The organism is Dokdonia sp. Dokd-P16 (assembly GCF_003095655.1).
Classification (GTDB): Bacteria; Bacteroidota; Bacteroidia; order Flavobacteriales; family Flavobacteriaceae; genus Dokdonia.
The window spans coordinates 230,826-250,275 of record NZ_CP029151.1 but is presented as its reverse complement, the minus strand read 5'-3'; the positions used below and the strand labels follow the sequence as shown (position 1 = coordinate 250,275).

Below are 19,450 nucleotides of genomic sequence, written 5' to 3'. Positions count from 1 at the left end.
TTTTAGCTCTGCAAATTCTAATAACCAAATAGGCAGCTATCGACCAGTCTCGAGTTATTTTGGTTATTTTTGTATGCAAATCCCTAATGAATAACGCTTATGTCTAAGGTTTATTTTGATAACGCAGCAACTACACAAATAAGAGAGGAAGTACTTAACCGTATTATGCAAGTAATGCGTGATGTATCTGGAAATCCATCCTCGACACATGCTGTAGGTCGCAGTGCTAAAAGCATTGTAGAAAATGCGCGTAAGACAGTAGCTAAGATTCTCAATGTATCTGCTGGAGAAATATTCTTCACTTCTGGAGGTACAGAAGCAGATAACCTTGTAATAAATAGCGCAGCACGCGACTTAGGAATACAACGCATAATTACTTCACGTATAGAGCACCATGCAGTCCTACATGCAGCCGAAGAGGCAGCACGTACTAATAATATCAAATTAGAGTACGTAAACCTCAAGAACTGCGGGACACCAGATGAGAAGCATCTAGAAGAAATGCTAAAATCAAGTGAAGAGAAGACGCTTGTGAGCTTAATGCATGTTAATAATGAAGTAGGTAATATGATTGATATAGAAGCTGTGGCGACTATGTGTAAGTCATATGGAGCACTAGTGCATAGTGACATGGTACAAAGTATAGGTCATTATAATATAGACCTACAGAAGATACCTGTAGATTACATTGCTGCAGCTGCTCATAAATTCCACGGTCCTAAAGGGGTTGGTTTTGCTTTTGTGAGAAAAAATAGCGGCCTAAGACCTTTAATTTATGGAGGTTCTCAAGAAAGAGGATTAAGAGCGGGAACAGAAGGAGTTCATAACATTGCAGGATTAGAAACGGCAATGGAGTATGCTTACAAAAATCTTGAAGAAGAAAGCGCTTATGTGAAGGGCATAAAAGACTATTTCGCCGAAAGGCTACAACAAGAAATACCTGAAGCTAAGCTCAACGGTAATTGTTCTAACTCAGAAAAAAGTACATACACCTTACTCAATGTTTGTTTACCTATCGCTTCAGAAAAAGCCCTTTTACTACTTTTTCAACTAGATATGAAAGGTATTTCTTGTTCTAAAGGGAGTGCTTGTCAAAGTGGTAGCGACAAGGGATCGCATGTATTACAAGAAATACTATCAGGAGAAGATTTAGGAAAGCCTAGTGTGCGTTTTTCATTCTCAAAATATAACACCAAAGAAGAGGTAGATTATGTAATTGGGATCTTAAAAGAAATTCTAGAAGGTGTTCCTGCTTAGTTTAGAACTTTGCAGACATTCTTACATTAAATACTCTAGGTGATAGAAAATTAGGGATTGCAAATTGTTGTCTCGTACTAGCATCTCTTACAAAGGTATTTGTAATCGAGTTTTGTCTATCAAATATATTATAGATTTCAAATCCCGCAGTTAGATCTTTGAATACGTGTAGCCAGTGCCCTTTTGGGTATGGCTTTGTTGCATCTGTTATTACATAGTTTATACCTATGTCTGATCTAAAGTAATCTCGTAATCTCGGTAGCTCTGCAAATTGATATGGGTCTGCATAACTTGGAGATCCTCCTGGTAATCCTGTTTGATATACCATATTGATATATAGCTTAAGACTTGGAATACTAGGAGCATAATCTTGAAATAAGAAAGCAACCTTTAATCGCTGGTCTGTTGGTCGAGGTATGTAGCCTTGATTATCTATATTTTCTTCTGTGCGTAATACACCCAGACTTATCCAACTTTCAGTTCCTGGCACAAACTCTCCATTAAGTCTTGTATCCAGTCCGTACGATCGAGCAGTAGCATTATTAGTAGCTCTATATCTTATACGTACATTTTCTAGCGTATATGGATTTACGTCTGTAAGACCTTTATAGTAAGCTTCTGTAACTAATTTAAAAGGACGTTCCCACATATTAAAGCTCCAATCGTGTCCAGCTACAATATGATAAGATTTTTGAGCTTTTACTTCTGGGCGTACTTGACCTAGTGAATCTCTTAACTCACGATAGAGCGGTGGTTGCGCATAAAGCCCTCCTGAAAGTCTAAAAATCATGTCCTCACTTCCGCCTGGTTTTAAGCTAATTTGAGCTCTAGGGCTTATAATGGTTTGTGTATTACTTTCTATTCCTTCACCACTTACTGTCCATTGATGTGCCCGTACTCCTGCATTAATCCATACTTCATTATTGCCCCAATCCGTGCGCTTGCTATATTGACCATAAGCAGAGATGCGGTCTATTTGAACATTATTTCTAGCTCTGATATTTGTAAAGGGTTCAAGAGGAGCGTCAAAAGCTTGATAAGGTTGTTGGTTTATAAAATCCCCTATCGGAGGTCTAATTGAAAAGCCAGCCGAATCTATTACTTCATATTCCTCGAGGCGGTCACGTATATCTTCTCTAGTGTATTTAATTCCCCAATCTAGCTGATCATCGTTTTTTAAGTAGGTTCCTTTGTGTTCTAGGTTAATAAAAAGCGCATCAAGATCATTACGAGCATGGGTAAGTTGAGACCCTATACCTTGAGTGAATTCTACATCTCCTAGGTTTTCATCCCCTATATTTGTGTTAGGTCGTCCTAAGCGATAATTTGCAAAAATGTCAAAATACTCTTGTTCTTGTGTGTGATATGCAGAGCCTAATAGCTTTAATGTAGTATGCTCATTAAGCTCGTAAGTTGCTTTTAATGCTCCAAAGTATGTCTCATACTTATCTTTTTCTTGGCCTTCATAAAAAACAACAAGCGCAATAGGATCTGCTAAAGTTCCAAAATTAGTCTGTCTTGTAAGTGGCTCATAATCATATTTGTTTACAGCAATATTTCCGAGAAAGTCTAATTGGAATTTGCTTGAAAACTTATAGGTAAGAAACGTCTGCGCATCAAAAAAGCGAGGTCTAAAATTTGTTTCTGTTTGCTTTGCATCTACAAGTAAGCTATTATCTCTATAGCGTACTCCTGCTAGTGCTGTAAACCGTCCATCCTTTGTTATTCCCTCGCCAGAGATGCTTCCACCTAATAAGCTTGCGTCTACACTAGCGGCAAAACCTGTAGGTCTCCTATAGCTTATATCTAAAACTGACGACAATTTGTCTCCATATTTGGCTTGAAACCCTCCAGCACTAAATGCCACGTTTTGAACAAGATCACTGTTTACAAAACTCAATCCTTCTTGTTGCCCAGACCTTACTAAGAAAGGTCTGTATACTTCAATCTCATTTACATATACAAGGTTCTCGTCAAAGTTTCCCCCACGTACAGAATATTGTGTGCTCAACTCGTTATTGTTGCTTACCCCAGGTAAGGATTTTAATAAGTTTTCTACTCCAGCGTTTGCGCCAGGAGTTTTTCTAATAACTTCTGGAGATATGGTCACGACACCCTCAACGCGTTGCTGTGTTGTTGCAGTTATAATTACTGTTCCTAGTTGTTCTACGTCTGCGCTTAACACTGGGTTAAACTCCACTTCAGCATTAGGAGAGAGGTTAAAAGGTTGTGCTATTTTTTTAAAACCTACATAGGTGAAGTTTATAGTTACTTGCTCACCAGAAGGTATTTCTAGTAAGTAAAAACCATTATCATTTGTAGTTGTGCCATTCGTTCCATAAGACACGGAAACCCCAGGAACGGGAGTTTTTCTATCATCAATCACAATACCGCGTACAGTTGCGGTTTGCGCTAGACTGGTAGCAGTTGTGACTAGAAACGTAATGAGTAGGAGTAGGTAGTTGTTTTTCAAAAGGCAGATTTTCTAAAGAAGGTAGTTTCAAATGTAGTGTTATTTCCTACATTGTCAGTTACGATTAGTTTTAAGTTGTTTTCTGTGTCTGTTACCACCTTGTCATTAAAGTCATGAGTAAGGAGTTTAGTCTTTGGGTCATACTCGAATAGAATATACTTGCCATTTACAGTAGCCCTATAGCCTTTAATGCCGCTAGTAAGATCTGTTATTTCAAACTTGAGATATCTGTATTTTGACATCCATTTTCCCTTTGTAATATTTACAGCTTTTACGATTGGTGAATCCGTATCTTTTCCTATTGTATAGTCGCCCAATATACGAGTGCTTATCTGTAGCTTATTATCTTTAATTCTTGTATTGCTATAATAAACGTCTCCTTTGTATCCTATTCTACCTAAATATAGTTTATCTCGGTCTTCTTCATTGTAACTAGACAAGTCATAAGAGATAGCGATGTTTTTATGTACCGGGATTAAATCTTCGTGCAGTGTAAGTTTATCCCCTTCTGTTTTTAAGTTGAGAAAAGTGTCTTCGTATAACGCTCCTTTTGGTATATACACTTCAAATTTACCATCATTATACGTGTATCCTTGATCACTATAGACATAATCTTCTATTTCACTTTTGTCAGCAGGTGGTATCGTTTCTTTTTTGCCTGTGATAGGTACATTAATGATTACATTATTACCTGCATAGTCACGTACATTTATTTGATATTGATAAGAGAGGCTATCTACTATATTCAGTATCCCATTATCCACTTGCTTAGTGTAGATGCTCAAAGGATTGTTTTTTTCTATAAATAATTTTTGAACACGTTTACGCTTGTCTTTATATAGACTGTAATCAATCATTCGGTTGAGATAGCGAGTCTCTGCAAATGAAAATTTATCCATAGTTACTTCAAAGTTTTCTTGACCATTAACAGCTGTGGTAATAGCATATATGCCATTTTTATTATTTGCTAGATCTTGCTGGTCTATGGTGCCTATTGCAAAACCTATTTCTCCATGTGCATTGATATTTTCGGCAAGGTAGCTGCCATCAGGCTTCTGTGTAAGTCTCACAGATACTGGATTTGCATTTTGATTAATAGATGCATTTTCTCCCACAGGGTACGCGCGTAGCTCATTAATAGTAGGTTTACGCGTGTCTTTTGCTGTAAGTCCAAATAAAAATGGATTCATAGGGCGTTCATTTGCATCTCTTATTTCAAAATGTAAATGCGGTCCGCCGCTGCTTCCAGTGTTACCACTATATGCTAGAATCTCACCTTGACCTATTTCTAGTTCGCCCTTTTTAGGGAAAAGCTCTATCTCAAAGCTTTCCTTTTTATACTGTGCATTTTTTACATATTCTTCTATCTCATCACAGAATTTCTGCAGGTGTCCGTAAACGGTAGTGTATCCATTAGGATGAGTAACATAAATGGCCTTCCCATAACCGTAGTGCGATATCTTAATGCGTGTAACCGTACCAGCCGCAGATGCATAAACTGGAAGTCCTTCTCTTCTTTGTGTTTTTAAATCTAAACCACTATGAAAGTGATTACTCCTCAACTCTCCAAAACTTCCAGCAAGGACAAGCTGTCCGTCCAGCGGATTAACAAAATAGTCTTGAGGTACATCTTGCTGTGAAAATAGAAGAGTGCTTGTAACTATAAATAATGTAAAGGATAAGATACTTTTAATCATAAAGGCTAATGTAGGTAATCAAGTAATAAAATAAAATGTCGATGTATGTTATTAGTACGCTTTCGCGAAAGCGTAAAAAGAAAATTACTCTTCTATAACGAAGCTGGTTGTAAATTCTTGTGATAACGAGAAGTAGCCTAAGATAAAAGCATCTGGTCTATTTACATTATCAAACTGGTCTATATTATCTATGTCAGTCACATTGAGAAAGTTTCCTCTTACGGTGGCGGTAGGAGTTTGAAAAGGTCCATTATCTCCTTGCTGACTCTGTTCAACAAGTCCGTTCATGTAGTTGAAAAAGTCTTCTGTAGCTCCTAGAATACTGATGTTTACTTCGTCTCCCGTTGCTATACCGGTATCTTCTGCATCATAAAAATAAGAGAATTCAAATTGCTGACCCTCGTAAAATCGATCTTCTGTAGGTAAGAATTCATTGAACCCGAAGTCAAAAATATAATAGTTTTCTTGAGCTTCAATATCTGTAAATGCCACAATAACTTCTTTATCATCTTCATCAAATAGTCCTCCATCGCCCTGAGTAACAGAATCAATAGGAGAAGAAGGCGCAAATGAAGTTCTTGCTAGGTATAGCTGATCTTGATAGGTTACATATAATAGAAACTCACTATCATCTACGAGCCAGTTAGTGACAATTTTATTATCTGACACAGGAGAAGTTGTCGTGCTGAAAGGGCGATACATTCCAGGTGACCCAGGAATGGCTTCATAGGGAACAGTGCTGCCATCGTCTTCTTTTCTTAATTCTAGATTTTCTATTGAGGCAGGTTCAATAGCTCCAAAAAATGAAGATGATAAAGAAACCTTTATGGTTGCATCTGTTAGATTTTGTGCTGTATCAATTCTAATAAGGGCATCTACTATAAGTCTTGGCTCTTCGTTTTCTAGATCTACATCTACTACGTCTTCACAAGAAGTAGCGATGAAAAGCAGTATGAGGATAGAAAATAAATATTTCATATTCTTAAAATTTGAAATTATATGTTACTGCAGGTATTGCCCCAAAAATAGAAGTCCTAATAGCTTCATTATTTCCAGTTTCTGCGTTTTGCCTAAAGTTGATTGAAGCTGCATTGCGACGATTATAGGCATTATAAAGACTAAAAATCCACTCGGATTTCCATGAGCGACCTTCATTTGCACTAGGAGTTAATGTTGCACTTAAGTCTAGCCTGTGGTAAGATGGGAGTCGTTGTTCATTGCGAGGACCATAGGTAGGGATTACTATTCCTTGGAACTCAAATTGTCCTACAGGGAAATTTGTAGGCTGTCCAGTTTGAAAAAGGAAGTTACTACCAAATTTCCATTTCTTACTGAGTTCATAGCTTAGATTCATAGAGATGTCATGAGTTTTGTCATAAGGTGTGTTATACCACTGTCCTCTATTAATACCTAACTCATTTTCATTTCTGCCCGGAGTGCGTTGTTCAGATTTTGAGAGTGTGTACGCTATAAATCCTTTAAGATCACCATCATTTTTCCTTAATAAAAACTCTAGGCCGTAGGCTCTTGCTTCGCCCTGTAATATTACCTGCTCGATGGCGTCATTTGCGATAAGTTGTGCGCCATCAATATAATCCACTCTACCATCTATATTCTTATAAAAAGCCTCAGTTTCTAGGGTGTACTCTGTGTCTTTTACTTCAAAGTTTTTAAAATAACCTAGCGCATATTGATCTAGTTTTTGAGGTTGTACAAATTGTCCACTAGGTGTCCATATATCTAGAGGAGTAGGGGAGCTTGTATTTGATAATAAGTGAAGATATTGAACAAGTCTTGTGTAACTTGCTTTTATAGAGGTGTCGTCATTAAAGGCATAAGATGCGGCAATACGGGGCTCTAGTGAGTTAAAGGTAGCTAGCTTATCGCTTCTTGATAGTGAAGTATCTGTTCCAATAGGATCTTCACTTTTATAAATTAATAAAAATGGATCAAAAGTAATAGGTTGATTATCTCTATATATATTAATTTCATCTTGGCCAAGGCGGGTAAAATTACTATAACGTAACCCATACTCAACGGTGAGATCTTTTGATAATTTGTGTTCGATATCTACATATGCAGCAAACTCATTTGCATACTTCTTTGTGAGTTGTTCTTCTATAATACCAGAATCTGGGCCATTAGGTTTTATGCGACCAGGATTAAAGGTGTAGTATAGATTATTAATCCCAGAGTAAATCTTCATTTTATCATTTAAGTAATGAGTAAGATCATACTTGAGGTTAATGTTATTGATGCCAGAATTCCACTCAAAGCCTACAAAGTCAAGGTCTAAACCATAATAATAGTCGCTGTATATTAAGGAGGCGTTAGAAAATAATTTATCAGAAAAAATATGATTCCATCGTAAGTTTCCTACGGCATTTCCATAAACATTTTTAAAACTATCATCTATACTAAAGAGGTCCCTGCCGAAGTATCCAGAGAGGTACAAGCTATTGTTGTCATTTATATTGTAGTTAATCTTAGTGTTGAGGTCATAAAAGTATGCCTTGTTGTCTATGTCAAATAAGGGTAAAAATAAATGAGCATATGATGCTCTTCCTCCTAGTAGAAACGCAGCTTTGTCCTTTACAATAGGTCCTTCTACAAGTAATCTACTCGCTACAGCGCCTATTCCTCCGCTTACTTTTACATTTTTACTATTTCCTTCTTTTTGATAAATATCTAATACAGAAGAAACGCGACCACCATAACGTGCAGGGATTCCGCCTTTATATAGCTTTAAATCTTTAATCGCATCAGGATTAAATACTGAAAAGAACCCGAAGAGGTGAGAGGAGTTGAATATGGTAGCCTCATCAAGTAATATTAAATTTTGATCTGCCGCACCACCACGCACGTTAAACCCAGAAGCACCTTCGCCAGCACTTGTAACTCCTGGGAGTAATAAAATAGCTTTAATTACATCTGCCTCTCCCAGTACTACGGGAATCTGTTTGATAGTCGCAGCGCTCAGTGCATTTACACTCATTTGAGGTTTGCGTATACGTACTCGTTCTACTTTTTCTTCTATAACGACTTCGTTGAGTAGCTCTTCAGAAGGTGTTAGTTTAACATTGCGACGTATATCACTTGTAAGATTAACCGTTTCAATAACATCTTTAAATCCTAGATAGCTTATTTGTAGCTGGTAGGTTCCTTCGGGTAGTGTTATGGAATAGAATCCATAAGAATTTGTAACTACACCATCGCTTAATTTTGGAAATAATATACTTACACCTATGAGCGTTTCATTACTTGAGCTATCGGTGATTGTGCCACTTAGTGTATACTTTTCTTGACTCAATGAAAGCTGAGTAACCCCTATGAGAAAGAGTAAAGTAAAGAACTTTTTCATGTTATAGTTTTGAGTAAAGCTAACCACAATTCTTTAATTAAACTTGTTAAAAAAAATGAAAGCCTCTTCTGTCTAGAAGAGGCTTTTAAGTGATTTTGTACGCTTTCGCGAAAGCGTTATAATCTAATCAATAATTGCATTAAATGTAGCACTAGGTCTCATAGCTGCAAATGTTTTCTCACTGCTTACGCTGTAATAACCATCTATATTTTGAGGCTCACCTTGTGCGGCATTTAGTTCATTAATAATTGTATGCTCGTTTTCTTCCATAGTTTTTGCAATAGGTGTAAACTCTGAAGCTAGGTCAGCATTTACAGTCTGTGCAGCTAGGCCTTGTGCCCAGTAAAGTGCAAGATAAAAGTGACTACCACGGTTATCTAGCTCGTTTACTTTACGAGAAGGAGACTTTCTATTTTCTAAGAATTTAATTGTCGCTTCATCTAGCGTGTCTGCAAGAACTTGAGCGCGATCATTACCACGGCTAGTTGCTACGTGCTCTAGAGATACTGCTAGTGCCAAGAATTCTCCAAGAGAATCCCAACGCAGGTGACCTTCTTCTAGAAACTGCTGGATGTGTTTAGGAGCAGATCCTCCAGCTCCAGTTTCAAATAAACCTCCACCGTTCATAAGAGGAACTATAGATAGCATCTTTGCACTAGTTCCTACTTCTAGAATAGGGAATAAATCTGTGTTATAATCACGAAGTACATTTCCTGTTACAGAGATAGTGTCTTGTCCATTTTTGATACGTTCTAAAGAGAAACGTGTAGCAAGTACAGGAGACATGATTTGAATATCAAGACCATCGGTATCGTGATCTTTTAAGTAGAGATTTACTTTCTTGATAAGTTGCGCATCATGAGCTCTCTCTTGATCTAACCAAAATATAGCTGGAACGCCAGTCGCTCTTGCACGACTTACAGCAAGCTTAACCCAGTCACGTATAGGAGCGTCTTTTACCTGGCACATTCTCCAGATATCACCTTCTTCTACCTTGTGTTCTGTTAATGTATTTCCAGCGTCATCTACTGTACGTACTACTCCAGCTGCTGGTATTTCAAATGTCTTATCGTGTGATCCGTATTCTTCGGCTTTTTGAGCCATAAGACCTACGTTAGGAACAGTACCCATAGTTGTAGGATCAAAAGCTCCATGTTTTTTACAGAAATCTATAGTTTCTTGGAAAACTCCAGCATAACTACTATCTGGAATTACCGCTTTAGTGTCTTGTTGTTTTCCTTCTGCATTCCACATTTGACCAGATGCACGTATCATTGCGGGCATAGATGCATCAATAATAACATCACTAGGAACGTGTAGATTTGTAATTCCTTTATCAGAATTTACCATTGCAAGATCTGGTCTTGCATCATAACAAGATTTTATAGCAGCAAGGATTTCTTCTTTTTCTGACGATGGTAATTCGTCAATTTTAGCAACTAAGTCTCCAAATCCATTATTTACATCTACTCCTAATTTATCAAAAGTAGCTCCATACTTCTCAAATACTGGTGCAAAAAATACACGTACTGCGTGTCCAAATATTTTAGGATCAGAAACCTTCATCATAGTCGCCTTCATGTGAAGGGAGAAAAGGATGTCTTTTTCTTTTGCATCTACTACTTGCTCTTCAAGGAAAGAAATTAAAGCTTTCTTCTCCATAAGAGAAGCATCTATAATTTCTTCTGCTAGTACTGGTGTATTAGCTTTAAGAACAGTAACAGTTCCATCTGTAGCTACATGTTCAATACGCACATTTCCAGCTTCTTGAATAGTAACAGATTTTTCATTGTTTCTAAAATCTCCATGAGACATTGTAGAAACATGTGTTTTAGAATCTGCACTCCACGCGCCCATACTGTGTGGGTTGTTTCTCGCATATTGTTTTACTGGCTTAGGAGCTCTACGGTCTGAGTTACCTTCACGTAATACTGGGTTTACAGCACTACCTAATACTTTTGCATATCTAGCACGTATAGATTTTTCCTCGTCAGTTTTTGGTTCTTCTGGAAAATCTGGAATATCGTATCCATCACTTTGCAATTCCTTTATAGCAGCCGTAAGCTGAGGTATAGAGGCAGAGATGTTTGGAAGTTTGATAATATTTGCTTCTGGTTGCTTTGCTAGTTCTCCTAGCGCAAGCAATGCATCTTCTTGTTTTTGATCTTCGGTAAGGTTGTCTGGAAAATTTGCAACGATACGACCAGCTAGAGAAATATCCACTAGCTCCATGTCAATATTAGAAGACTGGGTGAAACGTTTTATAATAGGGAGGAATGAATGCGTCGCAAGCATAGGAGCTTCATCCGTAAGTGTATACTTTATAGTGGTCTTTTCTGTCGCCATTTAGAAGGTATTTGTTTAGTAAATCTTTTGAAAATCACTCGTAAGTCGAGCCTAGCAAATATACCAAATCACTAAGGTTACTTGCAATGCTTAGGTGTGCGAATGCACTTAGAATTATTAAGAATATTGTATTTAAGTACACATTGAATTCATTTAATTAATTAAGAGGGATGAATAATGCTTTTTTAGAAGTTATATAAAGTATAAAGGTGGCCTTGACATTTAGGTGTGTTACAAAGCTGTAGTGCTAATAACTATGTTTGATGTGTAGTATTTAAGGAGGGAGATTAAGTTTGAGGAGAAGGGGATGACTTTGAACTTCTTGTCAACTATTACGGAAAGATTCTAATTAGTTCGAAAGATGACAACAGTAGTTTACTTGATTAATGAATCCATATTATTCCAATGCAAATGTAGATGTGTGTATAATATTTATCTTTTTTAAGATGTTTGTATCCTAACATATGTTCAAAAAAAAAGCTCCATCGTTATGATGGAGCTTTTTGATAATATATTGTGGTAGCTTAAGCTCCACGTCTTTCTTTAATACGAGCTTTCTTACCAGTAAGACCTCTAAAGTAAAAGATACGTGCACGACGTACAATACCTTTCTTGTTTATTTCAATCTTTTGGATAGCAGGAAGGTTAAGTGGGAATACACGTTCCACACCAACAGTACCAGACATTTTACGGATTGTAAATGTTTGAGTTCTTCCAGTTCCTCTTAATTGAATCACAACTCCTCTAAAGAACTGTGTTCTACTTTTTTCACCTTCCTTAATTTCATAAAATACAGTAATTGTATCTCCTGCTGAAAAAGTTGGGAAATCGTTTTTTGGGATGAATTCGTCTTGTACGAATTTTACTAAATCTTCCATTTCTATGGATATTAAAGTGGTTTTACGTTAGGGCAACATTCACGAACATCGTCAGAGGTTAGCCTAATCAGTTGCAAGAATTTCTTGCGGTATTAATCTTAATATGTAAAAGTAGTAGAGAGGTTTTGCTTTCGCGAAAGCGTAAGTTATACTTATCTACTTCTTAAATAACAAAAGAACCCCTATAGAAATATAGAAGTTCTCTGTATATCATAATCGTAGTGCTATTATAGCGCTGCTACGTGCTTTGCAAGCTTAGATTTAAGGTTAGCTGCTTTGTTATCATGAATGATATTACGCTTAGCTAACTTGTCAATCATAGAAGCTACAGCTGGATATAAAGCCTGTGCATCTTTTTGCTCAGTCATATCGCGTAGTCTTTTGATCGCGTTACGAGTCGTTCTGTGTTGGTAACGATTTCTAAGACGCTTAGCTTCGTTGCTTCTAATTCTCTTTAAAGCTGACTTGTGATTTGCCATTATTGTTTTTTCTAGTAATTATAAAAATTGTAGCCCGTAGGGGAATCGAACCCCTCTTACATGGATGAAAACCATGCGTCCTAGCCGATAGACGAACGGGCCAGAAAAATTCTGAAGTGTTAACTTCAGAATTCATTAATTCAAAATGTGTAGCCCGTAGGGGAATCGAACCCCTCTTACATGGATGAAAACCATGCGTCCTAGCCGATAGACGAACGGGCCTAGAACAACGTTTAAATTGCGGATGCAAAAATAAACATATTTCTAGATGTTGCAAGCCAATTTGAAACTTTTTTCAAATTTTTTTTAATAGGCCTTGGCAAACAGTACTCTACGATTTGAAGGAGCACCAGAAAAAACGCATTTTCCTTCCTCTTCAACAGCATCCATAGGGATACATCTTATCGTTGCTTTTGTTATTTGTTTGATTTTCTCTTCTGTTTCCTCTGTTCCGTCCCAGTGTGCACTTAAGAAACCTCCTTTTGTCTCTAGTACTTCTTTGAATTCCTCAAAGTTATTTACAGGCGTTATGTGCGTGTCTCTGTAATTTTTTGCCTTAGTGTATAGGTTTTCTTGTATTTCCTTTAATAAGTCAACTACAGTCTCTACAATATCCTCTTTGGCTACAAATTCTTTAGTCAGTGTATCTCTTCTTGCAAGTTCTACCGTTCGTTTCTCAAGGTCTTTAGGTCCTATACCTATTCTTAAAGGAACACCCTTGAGCTCATACTCATTAAATTTCCATCCTGGTTTATGAGTATCGCGATTATCAAACTTTACAGAAACTCCGTGCAGTTTAAGGTCTTGTACAATTTCATTTGCCACTTGAGATATTGCATCCAGTTGTTCTTGTCCTTTATATATTGGAACAATCACCACCTGGAAAGGAGCGAGATTAGGAGGTAAAACAAGTCCTTGGTCATCACTATGCGTCATTATAAGAGCTCCCATAAGTCGTGTAGATACACCCCAAGAGGTAGCCCATACGTGCTCTTGTTTTCCTTGATTTGTGGTGAATTTTACATCAAACGCTTTTGCGAAATTTTGACCTAAAAAGTGAGATGTTCCAGCTTGTAGCGCTTTTCCATCTTGCATAAGGGCTTCGATACAAAAGGTTTCGTCTGCACCAGCAAAACGTTCACTCTCTGTCTTTACACCTTTTACTACAGGAATGGCTAAGAAATTCTCAGCAAATTCTGCATAGATGTTATTCATCAATTCTGCCTCAACTAGTGCTTCTTGTTTAGTAGCGTGTGCTGTATGGCCTTCTTGCCATAAAAATTCGGCAGTCCTTAAGAATAAGCGAGTACGCATTTCCCAGCGTACTACGTTTGCCCATTGGTTGATTAATAGTGGAAGATCTCTATATGATTGAATCCATCCTTTATAAGTATTCCATATAATAGCTTCACTAGTAGGACGAACGATAAGTTCTTCCTCTAATTTTGCGTTAGGATCAACAATAAGCTTGCTAGGATTATCAGGATCTGTTTTTAATCTGTAGTGAGTAACTACTGCACATTCCTTTGCAAAGCCTTCTGCATTCTTTTCTTCAGCTTCAAAAAGACTTTTGGGTACAAATAATGGGAAATATGCGTTTTCATGTCCTGTTTCTTTGAACATACGATCAAGCTCTGCTTGCATTTTTTCCCAGATAGCATATCCGTATGGTTTGATAACCATACAGCCGCGCACCGCTGAGTTTTCTGCTAGATCTGCTTGAACTACTAATTCATTATACCATTTAGAATAATCTTCACTTCTTTTTGTGAGGTTCTTGCCCATAAAACTTGTTTTGGCACAAATGTTGTGTTTATTTGAATGTAAAAATACCTAGCGAAATTAGGTATTTTTGAATCAAGCAACAATTAAAACACTATCGATATGGAATTTTATACTTCACTTATACGCACAACAAAGAATTTGTCATTTGTGGCTGTTACGTCAGTATTTTTGATAGGTTGTAGTTCTACACAAAGTTTTTATGATGAGGATGGAATTTATAGTAGTCCGCAAACTGATGCAGCTAGCGCTTCTGATCAAGAAATTTCTAGTGGTGCAAATACTCAGGTTTATAAAAATTATTTTGAAAAAGGAGTTCAAGAACTCAGTGAGCTAGAAGAAGACGGTGCCGTATTTACTGATATTGAATCCTACTCTTCAGAAGCGGGGACTGATATTTATGTAGACGGAGCTAGTTTTGAAACGAATACTGGGTATGCAGCTTGGGGTGATGAAACTCAAGATGTAGAAATAAACATCTACAATAACGCTCCTTATTGGGGCTTTAATAACTGGGGAGGTTTTGGAGGCTACGGTTACGGATGGGGTGGAGGATTCTATGGAAATGCTTGGGGAGGCGGATTTTGGTCACCATGGGGATATGGCTTTCATAGAGGGTTTAATAGTCCATTTTTCGGGTACGGTGGTTATGGATACGCATATAACCGTCCTTTCTTTCACTATGGTAATAACTTTAACAATCATTACTATGGAAACAATGGTAGGAATTATAGAGGTCGTGTAGCCTATAGCGCAGGGAGAAGATCAGCTGTTTCAAATACAGGAAGAAGAAGTAGTGCTGTAAATGCTATTTCATCCTCAAGATCTCGTTTACGTTCGGCTTCAGGAAGAACATCAAGTGCTACAAGTAGAAATACATATTCTAGAAATAGAGGAAATAGTTCGCGAGTAATTGGAACTAGACCAACATCTACTAATCGAGATGGCGTAACTAGAGGGAGACCTACTTCTACTAACCGTGATGGTGTAACTAGAGGTAGACCTACATCTGCAAATCGCGATGGAGTTACAAGAGGGAGACCTAATGCAACGAGACCAAGTCGCCCTACAAGACCATCTGGAACTCAATCAAGACCTTCGCGTCCAGTAAGACCTAGTGGTACAAACTCACGACCTGCATCAAGTTCGTCTAGACCTACAGCGACGCCTAGCAGATCTTCGTCAAGAAGTAGTTCTGCTTCTAGATCGTCATCTTCATCAAGAAGTAGTAGTGGTTCATCTTCAAGATCTTCTGGTAGAAGCGGGGGACGTAGAGGATAATTGATATAGTTTACAGTATTAAATTTTTTATATGAAAAAACTAATTATAATAGCGGCTTTAGTGGCCACCGGAACATCTTTTGGACAGAGTATTTCTGATGCACTTTTATATACCTCATCAAATGTAACCGGAACAGCTCGTTATAGAGCTATGGGAGGTGCTTTTGGTGCTTTAGGTGGAGACTTAAGTGCAATAGGAGATAATCCTGCAGCAAGTGCTGTTTTTACAAAAGGTACAGTATCACTATCTATCGTTAATGATAACTTCGATAATGATACGAGATACCTTGGAAATACTACAAATGTTTCAGATTCTGATTTATCTATAAATCAGGCTGGTGGTGTTTTTATTATAGGGGGTTCAGGTAATTCTAAGTGGAATAAAATTTCTCTTAGTTTCAATTACGATCGAACATCAAATCTTGATAATCAATATACGGCCGTAGGAAACAATACAAATTCTATTTCTAGCTACTTTAGTGATTTTGCACAAGGAATTCCTCTTGATCTGTTAGAGACGGTTGATGGGGAGTCTGTTTCAGATTTATATCAATTTCTTGGAGAAAGTGAAGGGTTCGGTGCTCAACAGGCATTATTCGGGTTCCAATCTTTTATTTTGGATCCAGCTTCGAATGATTTTGGTAATACTGAGTATTTTGTAAACACGGTTGCCGAAAATTATGACCAAGAGTACATTTTTGCTTCATCGGGTTATAGTGGTAAAGCGTCATTTAATATTGGAGCGCAGTATGATGAAAATCTTTATTTAGGACTTAACTTAAATTCCCATTTTATAGATTATAACCAGTCTACTGTTTTATTTGAGTCTAACAATGTAGGATCAGATGAAGGTTTTACAAATATTACAGACATTCGTTTTGAAAATAATTTAAGAACTACTGGTAGTGGGTTTTCTTTCCAACTAGGAAGTATTTATAAGGCTGGAGAAAACTTGAGAGTTGGCTTTACCTATGATTCACCTACGTGGACAACTATAAGTGAAGAGACTAATCAAAGTGTTTCTACTACAGCTATTGATGATGCAGGAGTATTTAACACGGTGATTAATCCTAGAGTAACTAATATCTATGAAAATTATGAAATCAAAACACCAGGAAAATATACAGGAAGTATCGCATATCTTTTTGGACAGCAAGGTTTATTGAGTTTTGATTACTCTTATAAAGATTATACAAATCTTAGTTTTAGACCAGAAAGCGATTCTTTTTTTAACGCTCAAAATGCAGCGATAGATAATTTATTGCAACCAGTAAATTCTTATAAATTAGGTGGAGAGATTAGATCTCAGGCATGGAGTTTTAGAGGTGGTTATCGCTATGAAGATAGTCCGTTTAAAGATGAGACTACGGTAGGTGATTTGTCTGGTTACTCTGCAGGTATTGGTTATAATTTTGGAAAAATAAAATTAGATGTAGCTTATGATACATTCTCACAAGAGCGTACTAATTCTCTATACAGTACAGGATTAACAAATGAGGCTACAGTAGACCGTGACAATACATCAATTATTGCTACACTTACGTTGAGTCTCTAAAAAGGAATTTTATAATTAATAAAAAAGCTACCTTCGGGTGGCTTTTTTTATGAAACTATGGGAAACATTATAGCATTATCGGGAAGTAACAGCAACACATCTATAAATAGCATGTTGCTAGATTATATTATTAATGCAATTCAATCTCAGCCCGAGGCGCGTTTGCATATTCTTGATTATGATATTCCCATATATAATCTAGATATAGAGCAAGAGCGAGGAATCCCAATTGATATTCAGATTATTAAAAATAAGATAGCCGAGGCTTCTAGTATTATTATAGGAGTAAATGAGCACAACGGGATGATATCTGCCTATTTTAAAAATATTCTTGATTGGCTTTCTCGAGCAGATAGGAATTTCTTAGCAAATAAGAAGATTCTATTAGTGAGTACTTCTCCTGGAGCGAGAGGAGCCTCTTCTGCGCTTGAATACATGAAGAGTACAGCGCCTCGTTTTGGAGGAGTTATCGCAGAGAGCTTTAGCTTTCCATCATTTCAAGAAAACTTTGACGTAAACAATCTCTCCATAACAAATCCTGCTATGGAGTTAGGGATTTCTCAAGTGCTGGCTTCATTTCTTCAGCAGCTAGATGATTAGTTTTTTACAACCTCTAGTAAAACAATATCATAAGGAGTATCAAGAGTTATCTTACCGTCGATAATACTAGCCTCTTGTCCCGAGTAAGTGTCCTTGACAGTTTGCGCTTTCGCGAAAGCGTTACCCACCACAATATCTTTCTTCCCAATATTGAGGTCTAGTCCTACGACCACAGTATCTTTCATATCATTTTTGTCAAATGATCTTTTAAATACATAAGGAGCTGCACTTAGCATCTCATGAGTACCAGCACCTACCGAAGGATGGTCTCTTCTAAAAGTTCCTAGCTTTTGCCAGTGAGCAAGAACCTCATTTGTAGTACTACTGTTAATATCTTTCCAGTTCATAAAGCTACGCAGGGTTGCATCACCATCTGTTCCTTCTATCGTTAAGTCTCTTGCAGTTTCATCACCATAATAAACCTGAGATATCCCCGTAGTTAATAAGAGCTTAGTACCTGTTTCTATTGCTTTGTTTCGGTCTTTGTCAAACGGTTGTCCATCATCATGTGAGGTAGCATAGTTTACAAAACTCTTATCGCTAAAAATAGAATCCTTTATTGTCGCATACTTACTAAATAGCTGCTCATAACTTCCTTGAGCATCATATTTAAATTGGAAATTAATCAGATTATCAAAGCCATTTGCAAAGTAATCTACCTTTTTATCTCCAAAATCATAATCACGACCTCCATCTATAGAGTAATTATAAACTTCTCCAAACATGAAAAAGTCATTATCATCCATAACTTTGTCTTCATTGTTTGCCTTATAATCCGCAAAGGCTATATCTGCTTGTGCTCTTAATGCCACCCATGAGGCTTCATCCACATGTTTTGTAGTATCTACTCTAAAAGCATCTACTCCAAAGTCTCTAATGTAGTCCGTAAGCCATTTTATAATGTAATTGCGCGGTGTTTTCTTTAGGTTGTTTGCTGCGAAATAAGAGTCAAGCTCTGCCATTTCCTCATCATAACGTCCTTCAGACTTCCACTTTGCAACTAGTGTAGCTGGAAGTGCAACTTCTTGATCACTCTCGGTAAGGATGTCTGGTAGGTTTTCTACAAGACTACAAGCAGTAGTATTCTCATAAGTGCTGAAGGCGCAATTAGGGTTTTCTCTTGCCCAGTCTTCACCCCAGAATGGGTCTTCTTGTGTTACAGGACCTGTGTGATTAAGTACCACATCCATAACAATGCGTATATCCTTTTGATGTGCTGCACTTATTAATGATTGTAAGTCCTCTCTCGTGCCAAAGTTAGGGTCAAGTGAAGTCCAGTCCTTAGTCCAGTAACCGTGATAACCATAAGTAACACCAGTTCCTTCATCTACTGCTCCATGTACTTGCTCTACTACTGGAGTAAACCAGATAGCGTTGATCCCAAGATCTGTAAAATAACCGTCTTCTATCTTCTGCGTAATTCCTTTGATGTCACCACCCATAAAATCTCTTAATACCGCAGCGTCTTGAGTTCTCTCAAAGTTGACATCATTACTTGTATCGCCGTTATTAAAGCGATCTGTGAGTAAGAAATACATATTTGCAGCTTCCCAGAAAAAAGGTTTTTTTTCTTCCACTTCAACATGGGCTGCTGTAGTTTCTTTTTGTTTACAACTTAAAACTGAAAGAATTACAAGAAGTAGTGCGGCAATAGATTTGAGATTCATCATGAGATTATTTTTAATCATTACGAAGCTAGTAAATCCTTTTGAAATTTGAGAAGGGTAGAAGCCCAAAGAAA

Annotated in this window: 13 protein-coding genes and 2 tRNA genes; 4 read left to right on the top strand and 11 right to left on the bottom strand. The window is 37.3% G+C overall.

From position 1 onward, the window contains the following. The first annotated feature begins 99 nt into the window (after nucleotides 1–99). Entirely contained in the window at nucleotides 100–1,257 is a 1,158-nt protein-coding gene (locus DCS32_RS01110) for a cysteine desulfurase family protein (protein WP_108876616.1), read from the top strand. A 1-nt stretch (nucleotide 1,258) separates the two neighbouring features. Here DCS32_RS01110 and DCS32_RS01105 read toward each other — a convergent pair whose 3' ends face one another. The 10 genes from DCS32_RS01105 to proS form a co-directional block, all read right to left on the bottom strand. Beyond that, on the bottom strand, nucleotides 1,259–3,730 hold the full coding sequence (locus DCS32_RS01105) for a carboxypeptidase-like regulatory domain-containing protein (RefSeq protein WP_108876615.1): 2,472 nt from the start codon (nucleotides 3,728–3,730) through the stop codon (nucleotides 1,259–1,261). Beyond that, nucleotides 3,727–5,427, bottom strand: coding sequence for a M23 family metallopeptidase (locus DCS32_RS01100; RefSeq protein WP_108876614.1), 1,701 nt, complete (start codon nucleotides 5,425–5,427; stop codon nucleotides 3,727–3,729). Before DCS32_RS01100 ends, DCS32_RS01105 begins: the two co-directional genes overlap by 4 nt. Nucleotides 5,428–5,511: 84 nt before the next feature. Next, nucleotides 5,512–6,405, bottom strand: coding sequence for a DUF4249 family protein (locus DCS32_RS01095; RefSeq protein ID WP_108876613.1), 894 nt, complete (start codon nucleotides 6,403–6,405; stop codon nucleotides 5,512–5,514). Between the two features lie 4 nt (nucleotides 6,406–6,409). Then, nucleotides 6,410–8,788, bottom strand: coding sequence for a TonB-dependent receptor (locus tag DCS32_RS01090; protein ID WP_108876612.1), 2,379 nt, complete (start codon nucleotides 8,786–8,788; stop codon nucleotides 6,410–6,412). Between the two features lie 123 nt (nucleotides 8,789–8,911). After that, entirely contained in the window at nucleotides 8,912–11,134 is a 2,223-nt protein-coding gene (locus DCS32_RS01085) for an NADP-dependent isocitrate dehydrogenase (RefSeq protein WP_108876611.1), read from the bottom strand. Between the two features lie 524 nt (nucleotides 11,135–11,658). Next, the gene (rplS, locus tag DCS32_RS01080; protein ID WP_013751622.1) at nucleotides 11,659–12,012 is read right to left on the bottom strand and encodes a 50S ribosomal protein L19; all 354 of its coding nucleotides are present in this window, start codon (nucleotides 12,010–12,012) and stop codon (nucleotides 11,659–11,661) included. Nucleotides 12,013–12,239: 227 nt separating this feature from the next. Further along, a complete protein-coding gene (gene rpsT, locus DCS32_RS01075; RefSeq protein ID WP_013751623.1) occupies nucleotides 12,240–12,491 on the bottom strand; it encodes a 30S ribosomal protein S20 in 252 nt (83 codons plus the stop codon). A 30-nt stretch (nucleotides 12,492–12,521) separates the two neighbouring features. Further along, a tRNA-Glu gene (locus DCS32_RS01070) sits at nucleotides 12,522–12,593 on the bottom strand. 48 nt (nucleotides 12,594–12,641) lie between these two features. Beyond that, a tRNA-Glu gene (locus DCS32_RS01065) sits at nucleotides 12,642–12,713 on the bottom strand. Nucleotides 12,714–12,797: 84 nt separating this feature from the next. Continuing rightward, a complete protein-coding gene (gene proS / locus DCS32_RS01060) occupies nucleotides 12,798–14,276 on the bottom strand; it encodes a proline--tRNA ligase (protein WP_108876610.1) in 1,479 nt (492 codons plus the stop codon). A 99-nt stretch (nucleotides 14,277–14,375) separates the two neighbouring features. On the opposite strand from proS, the gene DCS32_RS16030 reads away from it, so the two are divergent. The 3 genes from DCS32_RS16030 to DCS32_RS01045 are packed head-to-tail and all read left to right on the top strand — an operon-like array spanning nucleotide 14,376 to nucleotide 17,709. Further along, the gene (locus DCS32_RS16030) at nucleotides 14,376–15,554 is read left to right on the top strand and encodes a hypothetical protein (protein ID WP_162533567.1); all 1,179 of its coding nucleotides are present in this window, start codon (nucleotides 14,376–14,378) and stop codon (nucleotides 15,552–15,554) included. Nucleotides 15,555–15,585: 31 nt separating this feature from the next. Beyond that, nucleotides 15,586–17,109, top strand: a complete 1,524-nt coding sequence (locus DCS32_RS01050; RefSeq protein WP_108876609.1) for an outer membrane protein transport protein — start codon at nucleotides 15,586–15,588, stop codon at nucleotides 17,107–17,109. Nucleotides 17,110–17,166: 57 nt separating this feature from the next. Continuing rightward, nucleotides 17,167–17,709 (top strand): NADPH-dependent FMN reductase, encoded by a 543-nt coding sequence (locus tag DCS32_RS01045; protein ID WP_108876608.1) that lies wholly within the window; start codon nucleotides 17,167–17,169, stop codon nucleotides 17,707–17,709. Here the strand turns inward: DCS32_RS01045 and DCS32_RS01040 are convergent. Further along, a complete protein-coding gene (locus DCS32_RS01040) occupies nucleotides 17,706–19,376 on the bottom strand; it encodes an alpha-amylase family glycosyl hydrolase (protein WP_108876607.1) in 1,671 nt (556 codons plus the stop codon). The two genes, DCS32_RS01045 and DCS32_RS01040, sit on opposite strands and share 4 nt — an antisense overlap. Nucleotides 19,377–19,450 lie beyond the last annotated feature (74 nt).